Genomic DNA, 15,949 nt, shown 5'->3' on the forward strand with positions numbered 1-15,949 from the left:
AAGGACGCTGTCCATGCCACAGGCGCGCCTCGCCGGTCTTGCCGTAGCCTTTCTTGTCGCGCTCCAGGCGGCAACCCAGACCTTCGCCTGGCTCTACCGCTATCATCCGGCGCTGGGATCGGCGCTGCGGATTGAGGAGACGGGGTTCTACTGGCCGTGGATGATCCTCGTCTGGAGACAGAGGTTCGGCGACGCGGAAGCGGACGTCTTCGCCATGCCGCTCTCGGTTTTCATGCTCGTCATGGCCGCCGTCGCGGGAGCGATGCTGCTGTTTGACGACGGCGCGGTTCGACGGACGCGGGGGTGGGGCGGTCTCGCTGAAGCTGTCCGTGCGGGGCTGAGGCACGACGCCGGATGCGTGTTGGGGCGTCTGCAGGGTCGGTTGCTGGCGACGACCGATCTTCGTCCGACGCTCGTGACAGGCGGAACCCGAGCCGGGAAGGGGCGAGGGCATGTCGTCCCCACACTGTTGAGCTGGACGCACAGCGTTCTCGTCCACGATCCCAAGGGTGAGCTCTGGCGGGTGACGGCGGGTTGGCGAGCGGGCCACAGCCACGCCCTTTACTTCAATCCGCGCGACCCATCGTCCGCCCGGTTCAATCCGCTGGCGGAGATCCGGCCAGGACCGCAGGAACTGGCGCAGGTTCAGCGGCTGGTCGCAATTCTGAGCGACCCTGGGGGCGCACGGGACGACGAGGCGATCTGGGATAAGGCCGCCTCGGAAATCCTCGAGGCTGTGATCCTGCATGTCCTGTACACGGCGCCGGACGCGGACAAGACGCTTCTGACCGTGAGGAACCTGCTGGCCGATCTCGACGCCGCCGCGGACGTCATGGTGCGGACGCTCCACCGTCACGGTCCTGACGGGACTCCGGAAGTCCATCCCTTCATCTCGACCGCGGTAAAAGGCTATGCGGCGATGCATGATCGCTTCCGGACTTCGGTGCAGGGCACGGCGCGGAGCTATCTCAAATGGCTCGCCGGCGACGACCTGATCCGGTCGCTTTCTGCATCGGACTTTGCGCTGGGCGACCTGATGTGTTCCGAGGCGCCGGTCTCCCTCTATGTTCAGGTCGCCCCCGCGGACGCAGTCGCCTTAAGACCTGTGATCCGCCTCCTCTTCTACGCAGCGGCTCAGGCCCTCACGACCGACGAGCGCGCCGACGATGCGGGGCGAGCGAAGCGGCGCCATCTCCTGATGTTGATGGATGAGTTTCCGCTTCTTGGGCGGCTCGCCTTCTTCGAGAAGTCGCTGCGGCTGATGAGCGGCTACGGCATCAAGACGATGTTCGTGGCGCAATCCCTGAACGACATCGTCGAGACCTACGGCGCCAACAACACCATCCTGGACAACTGCCACGTCTACACCGCTTTCAGCGCGCTCGACCCGCTGACCCAGGACAAGGTCTCCAAGCTCACCGGCACCATTCTCGAGCGAAAGATCAGCCGCAGCGGGCCCGCCGGCCTGGGCGCCGGGCGCAACTCGGTCTCGCGATCGGAGGTCGAACGTCCTCTTCTCGAGCCAGGCGAGGTTCGCGCTCTCCCGGAAGAGGTGCAGCTGACCTTCGCGGCCGGTCATCGGCCCTTGCGAACCCAGAAGGTGCGCTACGATAAGGAAAGGCCTTTCCGAGGCCGCGCGGACCTGCCGCCGCCCGACCAGGCGACGCGCGTCGATACGCCCGCCGCGCCGATCCATCCGTGGGCAGGGCGCCGCAGTCTGGGCGAGGATCCGGAAGCCGCCCTGCCGCTGTTCAAGGAGGTGGAGGCGGCGATCCATGATCGCCGCGTGGCGGCCAAGGCGGCCGAGACCTACGAGCGGATTTCGACGGCCTTCGCGGCGGAGCAGGCGGTGCTCGATGGTCTGCAGGGAGGCGGCGATGGGCGCGCGTGAAACCACGGCCACCCGCATCCAGGTCTATGTGACGGATCCCCGAGTCGTGGCGGCGTTGCAGCGTGAAGCCCGCTCGGCCAACATTCCCATCAGTCAGGCGGCCGGGCGGTCGCTCGCGAAGGGCTTGGCCAGAAGCCTTCCAGCCGATCCGGACGACAGGCTTCTTCAACTGGATCGGGCGCTTCGGGACCATATGCGGTCAACAGCGCGAGACGTGCAGATCATCCAGGAGTTGGTCATCGAGGTCGCGCGCGCCTTCTTCATGCGCCTGCCGGACGCCATTACGGATCGGGATCCCGTCGCCCGCGCCGCCGTGGATCGGCGGATCGAACAGCTTCTCGATGACACAGCTGCACGACTGATCTCGGGCGCCAGGCCGCAACGCGGGGCGTCCGAATGAGCGTCCATCCGATCGTCAGCGAACGGAAGCTGGAAGCGCTTCGCCATGCTCTCGGGCCCGACATCCTTGCGGCGCTGACCGATCCGCTTGTGGTCGAAGTCCTCGTCAATCCGGATGGACGCCTCGTCCTGGATTGCGTCGGAACGGGGCGCGCCAACACCGGCTTGCAGTTGGAGCCGGAGGCCCGGGAGCGCGTCATCCGGTTGATCGCGGACTATGTCGGGGACCCGGTGACCCGCGAGAATCCGCGTCTGGCAGGGGTTCTTCCGGTTACCGGCGAACGGTTCCAGGGGTTTCTCCCGCCGGTCACCGCCGCGCCCGCCTTCTCGATCCGGAAGCGACCGGCGGTGATCTGGACCCTCGACGACTATGTGCGTGACGGCGTGGTGACGAAGGATCAGGCCGGGGTCCTGCGGGCCGCGGTCCGGGGTCGGAGGAATCTGCTGATCTCGGGCGGTACGGGGTCGGGTAAGACGACCCTCGCCAATGCGCTGCTCGCGGAGCCGGCCTTCGCGAACGATCGTGTTTTCCTGATCGAAGACACGCCCGAGCTTCAATGCTCCGCGTGGGACCTTGTCGCTACGCTCACGCGCCGCCATCCGGTCCCCATCGGTGTCGTCGATCTGGTCCGCGACGCCCTTCGAATGCGACCCGACCGGATCGTCGTCGGAGAAATGCGCGAAGGATCGGCGGCGCTCGAGACGCTCAAGGCCTGGAATACCGGGCACCCGGGCGGCCTTTCGACGATCCATGCCAATTCCGCTCGCGAGGCTGTGGCTCGGATCGAGGACCTGATCGCCGAGGTCGGGCCGGCGATCCCCCACCGTATGATCACCCAGTCCATCGACATCATCGTGCACATTCGTCGGACCCGAACGGGCCGGGTCGTCGATGACCTGCTGCCCATTGGGAGCTGACTTCGGGCCGTCCAAGAATCGACGGCGCTCTCCCCGCCTTGAATACCCGCGTGATTGCAAATTGCGCGGATGTCTGGTTCGTATTCGACGAAAATATCGACGAATACGATCACAAGGACGCTCATTAGTGACTCAGAAACGCGAAAAATTCCGCGAACTGGCGGAAGGTCGCACCACCAAGGCGCTCGATGCGATCACCCGGATCGGCAACCTGTCGAACCGGCAGGTCTATGAGTACGAGGATGCGGAGGTGAAGAAGATCATGCGGGCGTTGCGTGACGCGGTCGCGGAGGTCGAGGCCCGCTTCGAGGCTCCTCGGACGCGCAAGTCCGGCTTCAAGCTGTAGGCCGCCGTGACCCACGCCAGCATCACCCCGATCCTTATCGACGACGTCGATTTCCTCGTCTCGACCACCATCGAGCGTTGCCCGCGCACGATGATGGTGCGGGAGTTGGCCAAGAACGCGATGGAGGCCGCGTCCCTCGCGCCCGAAGGGAGTCGTCAGGTCATCTTCCGCACTGTGACGTTCAACGACACGCCCAAGCTTGCGATCTGGAACACCGGACCGGGCATGGACGCCGCCGAGCTCTACCGGATGTGCGATCTGGCCTCGTCCATCCGCAAGCAGAAGGGCTTGGACGCGAACTTCGGGATGGGCGCGAAGGTGGCGTCCCTGCCGTCCAACCGACTGGGGATGGTCTATCGCTCCTGCAAATCCGGCGCGGTCAATGAGGTGATCCTCTGCGAGCGCGACGGGCGGTACGGGCGTCTTCGGCGAACGCTGGAGAACGGCGACCTCGTCGAGGTCATCGATGTGACCGAGCTGGCCGCCGAGGAAGGATACGACCTGACGGAGGACTGGACGGAAGTTCGCCTGCTGGGAAACGAAGCGGATCAGGAGACCGCCCGTGCGCCTTACAACGGCGATCCGGTGGTCGATGCGCAGTGGCTGGCCACCTACCTGTATCACCGGTTCTACCGGCTGCCTGACGGCGTGCGCGTGACCCTGCTGGCTGGGACGCACAAGCTCGGAGACGGAACCCGGGCCTTCGAGCCCCTGCCGCGACGCGCCGCCGTTGGAGTCTTTGAGCGGACCGAGACGGTCGAGGCGCCGGGCGGCGTGAAGATCCACTATTTCTACGACCCGCCCTACGAAAAGTCGCCGAGCCACAACCGTTCGATCAGCGGCGCCATACAGTCGGCCCTGAGTCTCGCCGGTGTCGTCTATCGCGACGAGCTCTATGACGTGAAAACCGGACGCGCCTGGTCCATCAACGCCCCACTGTTCGGGATCCCGTTCGGATCGAAGCACATCTCCGTCCATATCGAACTGCCGGACGACGCAGACGTGCTGCCTGAAGCCTACCGTCAGTTTCTGCGATACCAGGCCGGCGAGCAGGACACCGTTCAAGCCGCCCATTTCGGCGACCTCGTCGCCCAGCATCGCCCCCAGTGGCTCATCGACGTCATTCGGTCGTTCGCGCCGGAGAGCACCTCCAGCGACGACATCCGTGACGAACTTCAGAAGCTGCTCGACGACCTGCGGGTTCGCAGAGTCTCCCCGAGGCCGACGCCCACGGGAAGCCGCCTGGTCGATACGGCGAGCGGTGTGGGCGCCCAGCCCCAGCGTGACGGCGAGGGCGGAGCCGGCGGGGCCTCCAGGCCGAAGACGAAGCACATCGATCTGAACCTTGCCCCGCAAGGGTCGAAGGCGGCCGATCTGTGGAAAGACCGCGAACGCGCGCCCGAGATCGTCCTGCTGCGGACGGCCGAGGAGATCGAGGAGAAGCAGCTGAAGGGACGGGCCGGTCGCTACTACGAGAACGGCCAGCTGTTCCTCAACATGCTCTATCCGTCGATCGGCGAGATGAAGGATGCGCTCGAGGCCTCCTATGCGACCGTCGCCGACCTCGACAGCATGCGCGAGGCCGCCGTTCGACAGGCGGAGAAAAGCATGGTGCTGCGCGTCGGTCGGGCGGTGGTGTTCGCCCTGGCCAAGCAGCTCAACAAGGAATGGGATCCAGACGCCGTGCGTCACGCCCTCGCGCCGGAAAGCCTGAGCCTGGCGGCCGACGATTTCTACGACTCGATCCAGAGCGCCCGTCGAAGCATGGGACGTCAGTTCCGTCCCAACCGACAGGGGGAAGAGGCGCAGGTCGAGGACGAGGACGACTTCCTGCGCGAGACCGCCTGATCTGGCTCAGGGGCTGTCGTCGCGATCGTCTCCGTCGATGGGCGACTGCCGCGACAGCTTTTCAGCAATGTTCCGGGCGCTGACGGACGCCCAGCGGGCCTCTTTTTGAGCGGTCGCGGGCATCCGTCCGTCCCATGCTGATCCATCGCAGACCACGCCCGACAATATTCGGCGGCCACACAAGCTTCTGACGTCATGCGCTCGCCCTTTCGGGAGGCCTGGCGTCGATCCGATTCTCTCGTCGGCGCCCTGTCGTGCAATCCGGCGAAATCCGGACGCATTGAGGTCTGAAGTCAGGAATGACGGGCCTTCCGGGTGAAATGAAGGAAGTCGCGGACGACTTGCATCGTTGCAAGACGTCGATGGACGGTCGATTGATTTCGCGGTCGATCCAGAAGCAAGAGTTCGCTGTCAAAATATATTCACAGGCCGCGTTGACAGACTGTGGATGGTTTTGCTTGCTGTAGATCGTCAACGCCGACCTTCCGGCCTGACCACAGGAACTCAAACCATGCGGCGTTTACTTCAACGTGGCCTTTCGGCCGCGACGGTGACTTGCGGCCTGTTCTTCGCCGGACAGGCCCTGGCGGGCGGATCCGGCATGCCCTGGGAGGGACCGCTCCAGCAGATCGTGGAATCGATCACCGGGCCGGTCGTCCAGGCCGCCGCCGTCGTGGCGGTGGTGTTGTTCGGCGCCGGGGTCGCCATGAGCGAGAACGGTTCGTCCATGCGGCGAGGGCTCGGGATCCTCTTCGGTCTGTCGATCGCCTTCGCCGCCTCGACCTTCTTCCTGCAGTTCTTCGGCTTCGCCGGCGGGGCGGAGATCGCCTGATGTCCGACGCGCCGTCCGATCATCGTCCGGCCGGCTGGGATCTCCCGGTCGCGGGAGCCCTCACCGAGCCCGTCACCCTGGCGGGCATGCCTCGAGACTACGCCATCCTGATGGGCACCGTCGCGGTGGTGCTGGGGCTGGCGCTGCGGATCTGGTGGCTGGGCCTCCTTTGGTGGGCGATCGCCCACGCGATCGGCCTCTACGCCGCGCGGGCTGACAAACGGTTCTTCGACGTCCTTCGCCGCCACCTGGCCCTGCCGGGCCATCTCGATGCGTGAGAGCTGATCATGCGCTTTCTGGATGAACATCGCCGCCGGCCCGCGCTTCTGGCCGATCATCTGCCCTGGGCGGCCATGGTCGCCCCCGGGGTGGTGCTGAACAAGGACGGCTCCTTCACCTCCGGCCTGCGGTTCCGGGGGCCGGATCTGGAGTCGGCCTCCGACCTGGAGCTGATGTCGGTTCGGGCGCGGCTCAACAACGCCCTGAAGCGTCTGGGCAGCGGATGGTGCCTCCATGTCGAGGCGCGTCGCCGACCCGCCCAGCCGTATCCCGCGAGTGAGTTCGAGATCGCCGCGGCCTGGCTGGTCGATGCCGAGCGCCGCTGCCTCTTCGAGACCAGTGAGCCGGCCTATGAGACCGATTACCGGGCGGCCCTGACCTGGCTTCCGCCGGCGGACCAGACCCGTCGGGTGGAGCGCGTCCTCTTCGACGGCGCCGATCCGGCGAGCCGGGACTGGCGCACCGCCCTGGACGCTTTCGCCCGCGAGACCGCGCAGATCGTCGACCTTCTGGCCGACGCCCTTCCGGAGGTCGCGATGCTGGACGACGCGGAGATCCTGACCTGGCTGCACGACTGCGTGTCTCCGAGGTCGGTCCGGCTCGCGCTGCCTTCGACGCCGATGTTCCTCGACGCCTGGCTGGCGGACGCGCCCCTGCTAGGCGGCGTGTCTCCGACCCTGGACGGCCAAACTCTCAAGGTGGTCTCCGTGCGGGGGCTTCCCGCGAGCACGCGGCCGGGGTTGCTCGACGCCCTCGGGGCCTTGCCGTTCCCCTATCGCTGGAGCGCGCGCTGGATCGGCCTGGACAAGGCGGACGCCGAGGTCGAGCTCGTCAAGCTGCGCAAGCGCTGGTTCGCCAAGCGGAAGGGTGTCGGTGTCCTGCTGCGCGAGGCCATCACCAAGGAGGAGGTCCCGCTCCTCGATACGGATGCGGCGGCCAAGACCGACGAGTGCGACGGCGCGCTCGAAGCACTCGGCTCGGACGCCTGCGCCTACGGCTATCTGACCACGACGATCACGGTGATGGCGCGCGACCCCGAGCGGGCGGCGGAGCAGGCCCGGGCGATCGAGGCGACGCTGAACGCCCAGGGCTTCGTCGCCCGGACCGAGGACCTGAACGCCGTGGAGGCCTGGCTGGGCTCCCTGCCGGGCGAGCCCTATGCGGATGTTCGCCGGCCTCTGGTCTCCACCCTGAACCTCGCCGACCTCCTGCCGGTCTCGGCGGTCTGGGCCGGTCCGACATCGGACCCGCGCCTGCACGGGCCGCCGCTGGCGGTCGCAAGGACCAGCGGGTCGACGCCGTTCCGGCTGGCCCTACATGTCGGCGACGTCGGTCACGCGATGGTCGTTGGACCGACCGGCTCGGGCAAGAGCGCGCTACTCGCCTTCCTCGCCCTTCAATGGTTCCGCTATCCTGAGGGGCGGGTCGTTGTCTTCGACAAGGGCCGCAGCGCGCGGGCCGCGGCCCTGGCTGTCGGCGGGCGCTGGCATCCGCTCCAGCCCGGCGGCGCGTTCACCCTCCAGCCTCTGGCGCGCATCGAGGACGACGGCGAACGCGCCTGGGCCTCGGAATGGCTGGCGGACGCCGTCCGGCTTGCGGGCCTCGAGCCGACGCCCCGCATCCGCGAGGAGATCTGGGCCGCGCTCGGCGCTCTGGCCCAGGCCCCCGTCGCGCAGCGGACGCTGACCGTCTTCACGGCCCTGGTCCAGGACAAGGCCGTGGCCGCGGCCCTGGAGCCCCTGACGCTCAAGGGGCCTCATGGCGCCCTGATCGACGGCGTCGCTCCGGAAAACGAGACGTTCGCCGCCTTCGAATGCTTCGAGCTCGAAAGCCTGATGGCGACCCCGTCGGCGGTGGCGCCGGTGCTTGCGGCCCTGTTCCACGGAGTCGAGCGCGGCTTCGACGGCCGGCCGACTCTGCTGGTCCTTGACGAGGCCTGGCTGTTCCTCGGCGAGACGGCCTTCGCCGCCCGTATCCGCGAGTGGCTGAAGACGCTCCGCAAGAAGGGCGTGGCGGTGGTCTTCGCCACCCAGTCGCTCGACGACGTCGTGCGCTCGTCGATCGCGTCGGCCCTGATCGAAAGCTGCCCGACCCAGATCTTCCTGCCGAACCCCCGCGCGCTCGAGCCGGCGTCGGCGGACCTCTACCGGATGTTCGGTCTCAACCGCCGTCAGCTGGAGCTGATCGCCTGGGCCACCCCCAAGCGCACCTACTACCTGCGTCAGCCCGAAGGGCGGCGGCTTTTCGACCTCAAGCTCAGCGGAGCGGGGCTCGCCCTCTGCGGCGCCTCGTCTCCCGACGACCAGACCCTCATCGAGAGTGTGCTGGCGGCTCTCGATCCGGCCGATCCGCGACCGGACCGCTTCGCCCGCGAATTCCTCAAAGCCAAGGGAGTCCATCATGTCGACAACGTCTTCGACAGCTTCGATCCGGCCGTCGCCCATCGTCTCGCGGCCGAATAGCCGACGCTGGCTCTGTGGTCTCGCAGCGCTCTCGCTGACGCTTGTGGCCGCGCCCCAGCCGGCGAGCGCACAATGGGCGGTGTATGACGCCAAGGCCGATGTCGAAGCCATGCTTTCGGCCGCGCGGCAGATCGAAAGCCTCGCCAATGAGGCCCGCGCACTGGCCAATCAGGCCCGCAGCCTCGCCGCTTCGCCTTACAGCCATCTCGCGGACTCGTCGCAGACCCTGCGCGACATCGGCGAGCTGGCGCGCACGGTTCGTGGCACGGCGTCGACCCTTGACGGCGTCCAGCGGCAGTTCGCGGACCTGTATCCGGACGATCTCTCCCTCTCGGACCTCACGGCCCTCGGCGCCGATCGGTCCACGACCGCCCGACGGACCGCCGAGGACCTCGCGCGCACGGCGGCGGAGCTGGAGCGACTGGCGCAGAGCCGTGACGGCCGCCTGCGCGGCGCCATGGCCGCGAGCGAGGCAGCGGAGGGCGAGACGGCCGCGATCCAGTCCTCGACCCAGATGCTGTCCGTTCTCGCCGAGGACCTGGCCAGCATGCGGACGGTGCTTCTGGCCCAGTCCCGGCTGATGGCCGAGGGCGCGGCGCGTCAGGCGGCCGACCGCGACGCCGCCATCGAGGCCCGCCGCCGCTTCTGGGAGCGAGCGACCTCCACGCCGGCCGCTCCGTCCTTCAACCCCTTGCCCCACGCGCGGGACTGAGGAGCGCAGTCATGGCCGGCCCCGGAATGGAGACCCCGAACGAGCTGATGGTGGTGTTTTCCAACACCGTCACCGCCGGCTTCGACGCCCTGTCCGGGTCGGTCAACGGCGTCTTCGGTCTGCTGATCGCGCTCGTCGTGGCGCTGACAGGGATCCAGTGGGCGCTCTCGCCCAATCGCGAGGTCCTGGCGTCCGGCTTCGGAAAGGTCCTGCTGATCGGCGCCTTCGCCTGGATCATCAACGACTGGCAGGCCCTGTCCGAGACCATCTACGCCGGGTTTCTGGAGCTGGGTCTGACGGCGGGGGGAGGCGCCCTGTCGCGTGAGGAGTTCCTGAACCCCGGAGCGATCCTTCAGCAGGGCTGGGAGATCGTGAAGGCGCTGGGGGAAACGCCGGCGCCGGTCGAGAACCCGCTCGATGTCATGGGCAATATGGCCGACGCCCTGATCCTCGGCCTGGCGATGATCGGCATCATGCTGGCCTTCGCCATTCTGGCCCTCCAGATCATCGTCTCCCTGCTGGAGTTCAAGATCGTCACCCTTGGCGGCTTCGTCCTCCTGCCATTCGGCATCTGGAACAAGACCGCCTTCCTGGCCGAACGGCCCCTCGGCTACGTCGTCTCCTCGGGGCTCAAGGTGCTCGCCCTGGCCATCGTCGTGTCCGGCGCGCGGACGATCTTCGACCAGCTGCAACCGTCCGCCAATCCCGACATCTATGAAGCCCTCACCATCCTGGTCGCCGCCCTGCTGCTGGCGATGCTGGCGATCTTCATTCCCAACCTGGCCTCGGCCCTGGTGACCGGCGGCCCCGCCCTCGGGGCGGGTGCGGCCCTGACCGGCGGGCTCGCCGTCGCCGGGGCAGGGGCCCTCGTCGCCGGCGGCGCCGCGGGCGCGGGCGCCATGGCCGGACGGGCCGCGGCGGTCAGCGGGTCGTCGAGATCCGCCGCAGGGGCAACGTTTGCGGCGCGACCATCAGGAGGCGGACCTTCCTCGGGAGGCGCACCCTCGGGCGGCGGACCGCGGCCATCGCCGGGACCAGGACCTGGATCAGGGCCGGCCGGGCGCACGCGAGATCCAGCGCCCTCTGGCGGCGACGCCGCGCCGACCTCGGGCGCTGCGGCGGCCCCGGGGTCTCCCACCCCAGCGCCGTCGAAGGAGCCGCCCCCTCAACCGAATTCGTCCGGTCCGCCTCCGGGCAAGGCCAGGACCCAGGCTGACACCCGCTCCTACCCGTCCCTGTCCGAGGACCGGCCGGTGGACGGGGGGGCGAAGGGGCGCGCCGCCGGCCGATCCGCCGCCCTCCAGGCCTTCTTCATCGCCAACTCCGGTCGCGCTCTCATGCCCGCCGGCGAGAACAGCGGCGCCCTCAAGCCCACCGTCAGAAACGAGGATTGAGCATGCATCCCTTCTTCAAGCCCAAGCGCGCCCTGACCGCGTCGCCCGAGGCCACCCCCTACCAGAGGGCGGGCCAGGTCTGGGACGACCGGATGGGTCTCTCTATCGCCCATGCCCGCAACTGGCGCCGCATCGCCCTGGCCAATCTCGCGCTGGCGGCCTTTCTCGGCGCCGGCTGGTGGGTCCAGGCCGATCGGGCGGTGGTCCGGCCCTTCGTCGTCGAGGTGTCCGACTGGGGGCAGACCCAGAGGATCACGGCCCTGGAGGGCCGGTACGAGCCGACCGAAGCCCAGACCGGCTACGCCCTCGCGCAATGGATCCGGGACGTTCGGTCGAAATCGATCGATCCGATCGTGATCCGGCAGAACTGGCTGCGCGCCTACGACCTTCTCACCCCGAAGGCCTCGGCCTTCCTCAACGACTGGGCCCAGGCCAACGACCCGTTCGCGGAGGCCGGCCGGGAAGCGGTCAATGTCGAGGTGCTGAACGTGGTCCGCCGCAGCGATCGCACCTTCGACCTGCAATGGCGCGAGACCCGCTTCGTGAACGGCCAGCAGGCCGGGGCCGAGCGCTGGCGCGCCCTGATCACCGTCGCCCACCAGCCGCCGCGTAACGAGGCGGAGCTGATGCGCAATCCCCTTGGCCTCAAGATCGAGGATGTCTCATGGACCCCCGACGCTTCCTGAGCGTGACCGCCCTTTCGGCCGCCGCCGCTCTCGCGCTCTCCGGCTGCGCCCTGCTGCGAGGGCCGGACGCCAACCCTATCCTTTTGTCCGAAGCGGTCACGCCCGAGGTCACGACACCCGACGTCGGGCCCGAGCCTGTCCTTCCGTCGGAGGCCGAGCCGTCTCAGCCTCCCGTCGAGCCGGGCTCGACGGCCCGACCCTACCTCGAGGCGGTCGCTCAGGCGGACCCTCCGCGCCGGCGTCGCGCCGAGACGCCGCCGCCGGAGACGCCGTCCGGACGCGTCGCAATCGCGGAAGCCAACCGGGTCGCCAGAGCCGCCTCCAGCGCCGACGGCTTCGTGGGCGGGGTCCAGGTGTTCGGCTGGTCCGACGGTCGGGTCTACGAGGTCTGGACCGCACCCCTGCGGGTCACCGCGCTCACCCTGGCACCGGGCGAGACGGTCACCGCCAAGGCGGCCGGGGATACGGTGCGCTGGCAGATCGGCGAGAGCCAGTCGGGCGCCGGCGCTTCCGCCCGGACCCATGTTCTGATCAAACCTTTGCAGGCGGGTCTGGAGACCAACCTCGTCCTGACCACCAGCCAGCGGGTCTATCTATTGACCCTGCGCAGCGGCGCCGCCGACGCCTTCAACGCCGCCATTGCCTGGGACTACGGCCTCGCCGCCCAGAGCCGCCCGGTCGTCGATCCGCAGTCGGGCCTGCCGCCGCTCGACGTGCAGGCGGTGACGCCTCAGGGGCCCCTCGACGCACGCTACAGGATTGAGCCGCGAGGGCGGTCCCCGCGCTGGGCTCCGACTGCTGTCTTCAACGACGGCGCACGGACCTTCATCACCCTGTCGCCGGGAGCCTCGATCGATGAGGCGCCGGCCCTCTTTGTCCGGGCCGGCGAGGAACTCCAGCTGGTCAACTACCGGCAGGCCGACGGCGTCCTGATCGTCGACCGCCTGTTCGACGAGGCCGAACTTCGGCTCGGCGACCGTCGTCCGCAGATCGTCCGTATCCGTCGCATTCCGGGAGCCGCCCGATGACCGATCCCAATCTCCTCCCCCCTGTCAGCCCTGGTGACGATGTCGCGCCGCCTCCCTCCACCCCGACAGCGACGCCCAAGGCGCCCCCGCCGCCCCTGATGGGCCGGGCGCCGCGGCCGGGCGCCGTGCGTATCCGCAAGCCCGTCGTCCAGGGCGCGGTGATGGTCGCCGCCCTTCTTGTGTCCGGCTCGCTCGCCTGGGCCTTCGTCGTCCAGCCGCAGATGACGCGTCAGGCCCGGGACGCCGCCGAGGCCGATGGCGCGAGCGAGGCGCGGGGCAGCGTTCGACCCTCGGAGCGGGTGACGGACCAGCCCGCGAGCTATGACCGGCTCGCCCAGGCGGACGCCTTGCCGGAGCGCCGAGCCGCCACACCGGGAGATGAACCTGCCGTCGCCTCGCCGCCGCCCGCACGCGTGCCGGCGCCGTCATACGCCGCGGCGCCCAGCGGGCCGCGACCGGCGGAGCAGGCGGCGGCGTCCGGGTTGTTCTTCGGAAGCCCGTCGAGCGGGGCCGCCGCTCCGGCTGGAGGCGGGCGATCGGATGCGCCGCCGTCCCCGGCGATGCGGGACTATGGCGCGATCTACAGTCCCCACGGCCTGCTGGCGCCGGTTTCCCCCTATGAGCTGAAGGCCGGCGCCATCATCCCGGGCGTCCTGCTGACGGCTGTGGACACCTCGCGTCCCGGCCCGGTCGTGGCCACGGTCAGCCAGAATGTGTTCGACTCCATCACCGGTCGCCATCTCGTCGTCCCGCAGGGGACGCGCCTGATCGGACGCCATGAAGGCGAGAGCGCCCACGGCGACCGTCGGGCCTTCCTGGTCTGGGATCGGCTGATCCTTCCCAACGGCAAGAGCCTGATCCTGTCCGAAGAACCGGGCGTGGACGCGCAGGGGGCGGTCGGCGTGCGGGGAGAGGTGGATCGTCGGCTTCTGCCGCTCGGCGTCGCGACTCTGTTCGCGGGCGCCATCACGACCCTGGGCGAACTGGCGCGCGGCGGATCCGAGGACCGGTCGTTCGCCGCCAGCGCGGGGAGCGCCGCCTCGATCGAGGCCTCCCAGGTCGGCGGACGGCTTGTTGATCGCGAGCTCGGGGTCCAGCCGACCATACGGGTCCGGGCGGGGGCTCCGGTCCGGGTGATGATCACCCGCGACCTCATTCTGGAGCCGTACCGCCGATGACCCGTCTCCGTCGCCTTTTCGTGGCGGCCGTGGCGCCCGCCGTCGGTCTCCTCGCCATCGGCGCGATCGCCGCGCAGCGTCCAGCCGTCGCCCTGATCAATGAGAGCCCGAGCCTTCCCCGGGGCGTCTATTTCCGCACCGACGCCCCTGACATCGGGCGCGGCGCGGTGGTTGCCATTCGTCAGCCCGAGATCGTGCGGTTCTATCTCTCGCGCCAGGGGATGCCCGCCGAGGTGCGGCTGATCAAACGGGTTGTGGCTACGGGCGGCGACACGGTCTGTTCGGACGGCCGGTGGCTGATCGCGCCGATGCGCACCGTCCGCATCCACGCACGGGATCGCACAGGCGTCGCGCTTCCCGCCTGGCGAGGCTGCCGCAGGCTCGCCGCCGACGAACGACTGCTGCTCGGCGATACGCCGTCCAGCCTAGACAGCCGGTACTTCGGGCCGGTGAGGACCGCCCAGATCGAGGGCGTCTATCGGGAGCCCCTGACATGGTGAGCCACCTGCTTCCCCTTGCCGCCGTCATCGCCCTCGCGGCGACGCCGGTCGCGGCCCAGACCCGCGTCGACTGGCGCCCGGCCGGCGGAGACCTGTTCGTGGGGGCTGTTCCGGAAGCACCCGCACCAGAGGCCGCTGGCCTCGAGGCCGTCCGTCTGGCGGACCTCGACCAGCCCTTCGCCGACGCCATCGCCGAAGCGGCCGACCGGCATGGTCTGGATCGCAAGCTGCTGCATGCCCTGGTCGTGGTGGAAAGCGCCTATCGCGCCCAGGCCTGCTCCCACGCCGGCGCCTGCGGCCTGACCCAGCTGATGCCGGGCACCGCCGCGGATCTCGGCGTGCGCGACCGCTTCGATCCCTATGAGAACCTGCGGGGCGGAGCCGACTATCTGGCCCGCCAGATCCTTCGCTTCGGCGACCTCCGCCTCGCCCTCGCGGCATACAACTCCGGTCCGGATCGGGTCGCCCGGCTGGGCCGGATCCCGAACATCGCCGAGACCCAGAACTACGTCGTCTCGGTGATCAACTGCTACCTGGCGCTCACGGCGGGACGCGGGGTGCGATCGTCGCGGGAATGCGTCCCGGCGGAGGCCGGGCTGTGACCTTCGCGACCGCCCCTCATGAAGGCGCGGAGGCGGCCGCCCCGTCTTCCCCGGAGACGCTCCTGACCCGCGCGGAGGCGTCCGTGTTCCTGGAGGGCAAGGGCATCCGGATGAAGCCGACGACCCTGGCGCGCGCCTATTCGACCGGGTCAGGCGGCCCGCCTTGCCGCCACATTCGCAACAAGCCCTATTATCCACTGGACCTGCTGGAGACCTGGGCCGAGGCCCAGATCACGGCGCCCGCCGCCTCATCCAGCGAGCGTCAGCGGCTGCGGCGGGAGGCCCGGCGCCGGGAGGCGACCTCATGACGCCCGACCGCCCCAGTCTCGAGACCCTGATGAACGACCCGACGGTCAGTTGTCCGCTCAAGGCCGTCCTGCTGGTCTGGTGGAGCCGGGATCCTGTGGACGCGGCCAACGATGCGGCGGCGCTCGCCTCTGTCATGGGGGATCGCGCGACGGCGCTTCTGGAAAAGCGTCATGGCCCATGACGAAGGGCTCGAGCGGTTCCTGGGCTGGCGGCAGGTCCGGGATCTGACGGGCCTCGGCCGCACGACCGCGTGGCGCATGCGTCAGGCCGGAGACTTTCCAGAGCCGGTGCCGATCTCACCCGGACGGGTGGCCTGGCGCGAGCGCGACATCGCCCGCTGGAACGAAAGCCGAGGGCCTACGACACCGGAACCCGAGCCGGCGGCCCGACCGATCAGGCCGCCGCCGCCCCGCCCTCGCGAGGACCACGTCATTGCGAATCCAAACGCAAAGCCGAACCCGTCCGTGGCACTGAAAGGGAGCAAGACGAAGTCGCGCTCCCGGCGTCGAAGCGGGCCGGCCGTCGCGGAGGGCCAGCTTGGCTTCGACTTCTAGCGCCTTGTGGA

General features: G+C 68.9%; 18 protein-coding genes. All 18 read left to right on the forward strand.

From position 1 onward, the window contains the following. The first annotated feature begins 13 nt into the window (after window positions 1-13). The 18 genes from KF910_RS07145 (at window position 14) to KF910_RS07230 (ending at window position 15,938) form a co-directional block, all read left to right on the forward strand. Window positions 14-1,891, forward strand: a complete 1,878-nt coding sequence (locus KF910_RS07145; protein WP_292259968.1) for a type IV secretory system conjugative DNA transfer family protein — start codon at window positions 14-16, stop codon at window positions 1,889-1,891. Beyond that, window positions 1,878-2,291, forward strand: coding sequence for a hypothetical protein (locus KF910_RS07150; protein WP_292259969.1), 414 nt, complete (start codon window positions 1,878-1,880; stop codon window positions 2,289-2,291). The genes KF910_RS07145 and KF910_RS07150 overlap by 14 nt, the downstream gene beginning before the upstream one ends. Continuing rightward, complete coding sequence (gene trbB / locus KF910_RS07155; RefSeq protein ID WP_292259970.1) at window positions 2,288-3,208, forward strand: P-type conjugative transfer ATPase TrbB; 921 nt, start codon at window positions 2,288-2,290, stop codon at window positions 3,206-3,208. The genes KF910_RS07150 and trbB overlap by 4 nt, the downstream gene beginning before the upstream one ends. A gap of 127 nt (window positions 3,209-3,335) precedes the next feature. Further along, window positions 3,336-3,554, forward strand: a complete 219-nt coding sequence (locus tag KF910_RS07160) for a hypothetical protein (RefSeq protein ID WP_292259972.1) — start codon at window positions 3,336-3,338, stop codon at window positions 3,552-3,554. Between the two features lie 6 nt (window positions 3,555-3,560). Next, the gene (locus KF910_RS07165; protein WP_292259974.1) at window positions 3,561-5,402 is read left to right on the forward strand and encodes a hypothetical protein; all 1,842 of its coding nucleotides are present in this window, start codon (window positions 3,561-3,563) and stop codon (window positions 5,400-5,402) included. 511 nt (window positions 5,403-5,913) lie between these two features. Then, complete coding sequence (locus KF910_RS07170) at window positions 5,914-6,234, forward strand: TrbC/VirB2 family protein (RefSeq protein ID WP_054764203.1); 321 nt, start codon at window positions 5,914-5,916, stop codon at window positions 6,232-6,234. Beyond that, a complete protein-coding gene (locus tag KF910_RS07175; protein ID WP_292259975.1) occupies window positions 6,234-6,512 on the forward strand; it encodes a VirB3 family type IV secretion system protein in 279 nt (92 codons plus the stop codon). The genes KF910_RS07170 and KF910_RS07175 overlap by 1 nt, the downstream gene beginning before the upstream one ends. Window positions 6,513-6,521: 9 nt before the next feature. Next, window positions 6,522-8,975: a conjugal transfer protein TrbE gene (gene trbE / locus KF910_RS07180; protein ID WP_292259977.1), complete on the forward strand. Its 2,454-nt coding sequence runs from the start codon at window positions 6,522-6,524 to the stop codon at window positions 8,973-8,975. 43 nt (window positions 8,976-9,018) lie between these two features. After that, entirely contained in the window at window positions 9,019-9,687 is a 669-nt protein-coding gene (locus KF910_RS07185) for a conjugal transfer protein TrbJ (protein WP_292259979.1), read from the forward strand. 11 nt (window positions 9,688-9,698) lie between these two features. Continuing rightward, window positions 9,699-11,081, forward strand: coding sequence for a P-type conjugative transfer protein TrbL (gene trbL / locus KF910_RS07190; RefSeq protein WP_292259980.1), 1,383 nt, complete (start codon window positions 9,699-9,701; stop codon window positions 11,079-11,081). A gap of 2 nt (window positions 11,082-11,083) precedes the next feature. Continuing rightward, entirely contained in the window at window positions 11,084-11,767 is a 684-nt protein-coding gene (trbF, locus tag KF910_RS07195; protein WP_292259982.1) for a conjugal transfer protein TrbF, read from the forward strand. Further along, window positions 11,746-12,795: a TrbG/VirB9 family P-type conjugative transfer protein gene (locus KF910_RS07200; RefSeq protein ID WP_292259984.1), complete on the forward strand. Its 1,050-nt coding sequence runs from the start codon at window positions 11,746-11,748 to the stop codon at window positions 12,793-12,795. The genes trbF and KF910_RS07200 overlap by 22 nt, the downstream gene beginning before the upstream one ends. Continuing rightward, complete coding sequence (locus tag KF910_RS07205; protein WP_292259987.1) at window positions 12,792-13,973, forward strand: TrbI/VirB10 family protein; 1,182 nt, start codon at window positions 12,792-12,794, stop codon at window positions 13,971-13,973. The genes KF910_RS07200 and KF910_RS07205 overlap by 4 nt, the downstream gene beginning before the upstream one ends. Further along, window positions 13,970-14,473 (forward strand): S26 family signal peptidase, encoded by a 504-nt coding sequence (locus KF910_RS07210; RefSeq protein ID WP_292259992.1) that lies wholly within the window; start codon window positions 13,970-13,972, stop codon window positions 14,471-14,473. The genes KF910_RS07205 and KF910_RS07210 overlap by 4 nt, the downstream gene beginning before the upstream one ends. Next, window positions 14,467-15,075, forward strand: a complete 609-nt coding sequence (locus KF910_RS07215) for a lytic transglycosylase domain-containing protein (RefSeq protein WP_292259994.1) — start codon at window positions 14,467-14,469, stop codon at window positions 15,073-15,075. The genes KF910_RS07210 and KF910_RS07215 overlap by 7 nt, the downstream gene beginning before the upstream one ends. A gap of 83 nt (window positions 15,076-15,158) precedes the next feature. Beyond that, window positions 15,159-15,383 carry a hypothetical protein gene (locus KF910_RS07220; protein ID WP_292059451.1) on the forward strand — a complete coding sequence of 75 codons (225 nt, stop codon included), beginning with the start codon at window positions 15,159-15,161 and terminating at the stop codon, window positions 15,381-15,383. Further along, the gene (locus KF910_RS07225) at window positions 15,380-15,565 is read left to right on the forward strand and encodes a hypothetical protein (RefSeq protein ID WP_292259997.1); all 186 of its coding nucleotides are present in this window, start codon (window positions 15,380-15,382) and stop codon (window positions 15,563-15,565) included. The genes KF910_RS07220 and KF910_RS07225 overlap by 4 nt, the downstream gene beginning before the upstream one ends. Then, on the forward strand, window positions 15,555-15,938 hold the full coding sequence (locus tag KF910_RS07230) for a helix-turn-helix transcriptional regulator (RefSeq protein WP_292260000.1): 384 nt from the start codon (window positions 15,555-15,557) through the stop codon (window positions 15,936-15,938). Before KF910_RS07225 ends, KF910_RS07230 begins: the two co-directional genes overlap by 11 nt. Window positions 15,939-15,949 lie beyond the last annotated feature (11 nt).

It is taken from the genome of Brevundimonas sp. (assembly GCF_019636155.1).
GTDB lineage: Bacteria > Pseudomonadota > Alphaproteobacteria > Caulobacterales > Caulobacteraceae > Brevundimonas.